Origin of the sequence: Oceanobacillus damuensis (assembly GCF_001618145.1) — a bacterium.
GTDB classification, from domain to species: domain Bacteria; phylum Bacillota; class Bacilli; order Bacillales; family Amphibacillaceae; genus Oceanobacillus; species Oceanobacillus damuensis.
The window spans coordinates 1-4,871 of sequence record NZ_LQNF01000063.1 but is presented as its reverse complement, the minus strand read 5'-3'; the positions used below and the strand labels follow the sequence as shown (position 1 = coordinate 4,871).

At 38.7% G+C, this 4,871-nt stretch carries 5 protein-coding genes; 3 read left to right on the top strand and 2 right to left on the bottom strand.

Annotated elements, in window-relative coordinates; all coding sequences use genetic code 11:
• The first annotated feature begins 325 nt into the window (after positions 1 to 325).
• Positions 326 to 457: a YjcZ family sporulation protein gene (locus A4245_RS19895; RefSeq protein WP_084268879.1), complete on the top strand. Its 132-nt coding sequence runs from the start codon at positions 326 to 328 to the stop codon at positions 455 to 457.
• A 117-nt stretch (positions 458 to 574) separates the two neighbouring features.
• On the opposite strand, the gene A4245_RS19310 is transcribed toward A4245_RS19895, so the two are convergent.
• Positions 575 to 2,215, bottom strand: coding sequence for a putative ABC transporter permease subunit (locus A4245_RS19310; protein WP_067730960.1), 1,641 nt, complete (start codon positions 2,213 to 2,215; stop codon positions 575 to 577).
• Positions 2,208 to 2,933, bottom strand: a complete 726-nt coding sequence (locus A4245_RS19305; RefSeq protein WP_067730958.1) for an ABC transporter ATP-binding protein — start codon at positions 2,931 to 2,933, stop codon at positions 2,208 to 2,210. Before A4245_RS19305 ends, A4245_RS19310 begins: the two co-directional genes overlap by 8 nt.
• A gap of 231 nt (positions 2,934 to 3,164) precedes the next feature.
• Between A4245_RS19305 and map the strand changes: the two genes are divergently transcribed.
• Complete coding sequence (map, locus tag A4245_RS19300) at positions 3,165 to 3,917, top strand: type I methionyl aminopeptidase (RefSeq protein ID WP_067730956.1); 753 nt, start codon at positions 3,165 to 3,167, stop codon at positions 3,915 to 3,917.
• Positions 3,918 to 3,939: 22 nt separating this feature from the next.
• A complete protein-coding gene (locus tag A4245_RS19295) occupies positions 3,940 to 4,716 on the top strand; it encodes a cobalamin-binding protein (protein WP_067730962.1) in 777 nt (258 codons plus the stop codon).
• Positions 4,717 to 4,871 lie beyond the last annotated feature (155 nt).

The following is a 4,871-nucleotide window of genomic DNA, read 5'->3' as shown; positions in this document are numbered from 1 at the left end:
CTTCCATTATTCGTGCCAAAGTTCTAACACAAATAGAAGTTACGTCGCATTTTATATTAAATGCGTAATAAAAAGGCAACAAAGGGAACGAAAATAATCTTGGAGTCAGATGTATCCAGATTCTATTTCATAGTCTTAATCCAAGTCAAATTAAGCATTCTGTTTCCACCAACCTACTTAATTCTACCAAGTCTTATTTGCTAATTTTACACTGCGAAAATTGAGTTGTAGGATTAAACACTTGAAAAAAATGAGTCAATAGCCCTCCCAATTTCGGAAACCTTGCATAAAGTAAAGTAGTCTTGAAAATAGGGGAGGGAAAAGAATGAGTAAAGTTGGTGGAGCAGGTAAATCCGGTTTCGGATCCAGCGGTTTCGCTTTGCTGGTCGTGTTATTCATTTTATTAATCATCATCGGGACTGCATATACAGGCGGTTACGGTGGAGGATATTACTAATATTAAAGAAAATGCAGCGGATTTGTCCGCTGCATTTTTTAGATAGAAGTACAATTCTTTCTTCGCTGCATAAGTACAACACTGTGTTCGCCATGTTTTCTAAAATGAATATCTCCTCTATATATCCTGGAAAACATTGCTGTTAATTTTTTTATCAATCAGTTTGTACACAATAAAAATGCAAACAAGCAGCAAGCCGAGTAATATTAGCGAGGTTGCATACAAATTTTCTACAGCATCGCTTCTCCATAAAAACCAGGTAAAGATTCCAAGGATTCCAGCCTGAATTAAAAAGCCGATGAAGCCAATAAAACGTCCCTTGAAAAGTTCCTGCTCGTCTGTCCAGTTCAGTTTAGGTTTCAATAAATCAAGATATGTTCCAAAACTGCTCGTCAGCCAACTGGCTGTCAAAATAGTCACCAGCCAAATTAAAACCACGACCACCGGTACCGTGACAAGCAGGGATAGGATAAAAAACAGGGTTATTACAAATAGATTAATAATCCAGGAAGCTGCAATTTTACTGAATAAAACCTGGTTTGGTTCAAGTGGGAAAAACAAATTCGTATACCATGTTTTTCCTTCCCTGGAAACGGATGAAACAGCAGTGACATTTGTACTGATAATGATGAATGAAGCTATAAAAAGCAACAATAGTATCTGTTTATCGGACAAAGTATCCAAAAATTCCAATGATAATCCAGTTCCAAAGTCAAACAGGAGGATTACAACGACAAGTATCGGACCAAACAGACCTTGCATGACACACTGCATCAAAAAAGTGGGTGTTCGAAAAATAATCTTTAGCTCCTTTGTGATATAGGAAAGTCTTACTGGGCGCCTTTTCATCTTTCGTTGCATTTTTTGTTTAGACAATTTATGTTTGCCGCTATTATTGAGTCCTAATACACCTTTTAAATAAAGTAACTGCCCCAACCAGGCAAATAAAAGGAGGGCGCCTGCCGTCAGGGCCAGCATCGCGATAAAATAGATGAGACCGAGCCATGACTGTGAGTCACCTAAAGCGCTGGCGCTCAAATAGGCTGGGGGATAAAAAACGGTCACCATTTCCAGAAGGCCATCCTGCTTCTGGAAAATTACTGTCAACTCCTCTACCATTTCATTGGAATTTGTTTTTAACCGGATAAATATATTAAATAAAATAATCAACAGAAAAGATGAAATTCCTGCAATAACTTTTGATCGATCTTTATTTTTAGCCACATTTACGAAACGCATCATGAACATGAGGATAATTGCTGCGATTGCAAACGGAATAATCGGTAGCAACATAAATAGGATTATTCCATATAGATAATAGAATAACGATTCCCCACCTGCACTGCCGTAGGAAAAGAATACTGGTAAAAAAATGATGGCAGAAGTCACATAGAGATATAGGAATGGACTAGCAGCTTTTCCAATCAGCAACTGATATGGGTGGAAAGGAAATGGAATATAAGATTGAATATCGTCTGCAAAATAAAATGCGCTTAAAACAGTAACTAAGCTCATTATAAATAATAAAAGATGAATGCCTAAAAATAAGATACCCAATAATGCTGACTCCTGGCCGAATGGCTGAAGGCCGGAATACAGGGAATGAATAAATCCATTAATAAATGAAATATATATAATGGAGACAGGCAATAAAAATATGAAAGCAACAACATATAACCATAGATTGGAACCCTTCTTGCCGGCATTGGAATACTGCATTTTTAGCATTGTTTTAATAAGGAGCCAAGTATTATTCATCGCTTGTCAACTCCAAAAATACGTTTTCCAATGACTGGTCTGTTTGATACTGGGCTTTTAATTCGTCCATATTTCCATAAAATATCAGCTTACCTTTATTGATAATTGCAACCGCATCACATAATTGTTCCACTACTTCAAGACCATGACTCGAGAAAAACACTGTATTGCCTTTATCCGCATGAGCACGCATCATCTCTTTCAGTATGTATGCTGATTTTGGGTCAAGACCGGTAAGAGGCTCATCCAATATCCATACATCTGGATCATGTATTAACACACCGGTAACAACAATTTTTTGCCGCATTCCATGTGAATACGTGAGAATGTAGTCTTCCAATGCATCATAGACTGAGAATTTTTTTGTAAAGTATTCAATTCGTTCTTTTCTTATCTCAGCAGGGACATTAAAAATATCACCAATAAAATTTAAATATTCAATTCCTTTTAAACGAAGGAACATATCTGGTTGATCAGGTACGAGTCCAAATGTTTTTTTCGCTTCCAATGGTTGTTTTTCAATATCCAGACCATTGAGTTTGATTGTACCTTTATCTATTGGAAGAATTCCTGTCATCATTTTTATGGTAGTTGATTTTCCAGCACCATTCGGACCTAGGAAGCCGACAATCTTTCCATCGGGTATCACTAAATTAAGTTGGTCGATAGCATTATTTTTCCCGTGGAAACTTTTACTTACATTATTGATTTCAATCATAAAATAGCCCTCATTTCTATTACAACTAAAGGAAGTGTTCCATAACTGTATTTAGCAGTGTTTTATGATACACTTTATTTTGGCAAGTAAGATAGAATGATTTTTCTTGCATAAGTGCAACTAAGGCATAGGAAGCTGCCAAGTTTTTTAAGAAAATAACTAAAATGGTAAAACTAATTGATACAAATTATAGTATAACGTATTTCGGAGCAAAGAGAGGAAGTTTTGCAGATGATCACAAGAAAAAGTAAGCGTGAAATTGAACAAATGCAGGCAGCAGCTGATGTGCTTGTCGCCTGCCATAAAGAAATCGGCAAGATGATAAAACCCGGGATTACTACACTGGAAATCGACGCATTTGCTGAGAAATTCATGGCAGATCACGGTGCCACGCCTGAGCAAAAGGGCTATAACGGCTATCCGTATGCTATCTGTGCATCAGTGAATGATGAAATATGCCATGGTTTTCCAACTGACGAGAAATTAAAGGATGGAGATATTGTTACAATCGATATGGTCGTAAATCTAAATGGTGGATTGGCTGATTCTGCCTGGACATATGCGGTAGGAAATGTCGATCCTGTAGGGCAGCGATTGATGGATGTAACAAAAACAGCCCTTTATAAAGGAATTGAACAGGCTCAGGCAGGAAATCGAATTGGCGATATTGGCCATGCGATCCAATCCTATGCGGAAGAGGAAGGCTTCTCTGTCGTCCGTGATTTTACTGGGCATGGAATTGGCCCGACCATCCATGAAGACCCCCATGTTCCACATTTTGGACTACCGAACAAAGGGTTGCGTTTGAAAGAAGGTATGGTGATTACGATCGAACCTATGATCAACGAAGGTACCTGGGAAAGTCAGATGGATGACAACGGCTGGACAGCGAGAACGATCGATAAAGGACGTTCTGCACAGTATGAACATCAAATAGTCATTACAAAAGAAGGAGCCATGATTTTAACAGATCAAGATAGATAAAAAGTTAGAGGAGATGGTTGTAATCCGTATCGTATCCATTTGTCCGAGCAACACGGAAATAGTGGCTTATTTAGGAAAACTGGATGTATTGGTGGGAGTCGATGACTTTTCAGATTGGCCAGAAGATGTATTGAATTTGCCGAAAGTTGGGCCGGACCTATCTATTGATATGGATAAGGTGGAAGCATTACAGCCGGATCTGGTTCTAGCCTCGCTTAGTGTTCCAGGGATGGAAAAGAATATTGAGGCTTTGGAAGAGCGTGGACTGCCATATATAAGCTTGAATCCCAATTCGTTGGCTGAAATTGCCGATGACATTCGAACTGTTGGGGAAGCACTGAATCTAAAGGACCTTGGCATAGAAAGGGCACAAACATTTCTTGATGAAGCAGCTGACTTGAAAAAAATAGCCGCAAATAGAGATGACAAACCTACTTTGTACTGGGAATGGTGGCCAAAACCGGTATTCACACCAGGCAATGTAAATTGGCTTACGGAAATCAGTAATCTTGCAGGTGCGGAAAATATTTTTGCTACTGAAAACGTAGCAAGCTTCCAGACAGACTGGGAGGATGTTAAAAGAAGAAACCCGGATCACATTTGTATGGTGTGGGTTGGTGTTAAAGAAGAGAAAATGAGACCTGAATTAGTGATGAAGCGTCCAGGATGGAATGAAATGAAGGCCGTACAGGAAGGCAATATCCATGTCCTGGAGGAATCACTTTTCTGCAGACCATCTCCAAGGTTGCTTGATGGTTTAAAAAAGTTAATGGAAGTTACTCAACCTTCGCACCAATAAAATTTGCTCGAACAGGTAACTGGGTTAAACTTAGAATGTCTACCACGAATCACTCCTTCCCAACCTTGTTAAAAATAAGGCTGTTATTACACAAAATATGTAAACTGCGACAGGTTTTTTTCAGGAGATATGTGCATCTGCTGCCGTCCGGGATC

Bases quoted from the DNA above. Each gene is read 5' to 3' on its own strand.
- A4245_RS19895 (WP_084268879.1), top strand. From the start codon at position 326: ATGAGTAAAGTTGGTGGAGCAGGTAAATCCGGTTTCGGATCCAGCGGT.
- A4245_RS19310 (WP_067730960.1), bottom strand. From the start codon at position 2,215: ATGAATAATACTTGGCTCCTTATTAAAACAATGCTAAAAATGCAGTAT.
- A4245_RS19305 (WP_067730958.1), bottom strand. From the start codon at position 2,933: ATGATTGAAATCAATAATGTAAGTAAAAGTTTCCACGGGAAAAATAAT.
- map (WP_067730956.1), top strand. From the start codon at position 3,165: ATGATCACAAGAAAAAGTAAGCGTGAAATTGAACAAATGCAGGCAGCA.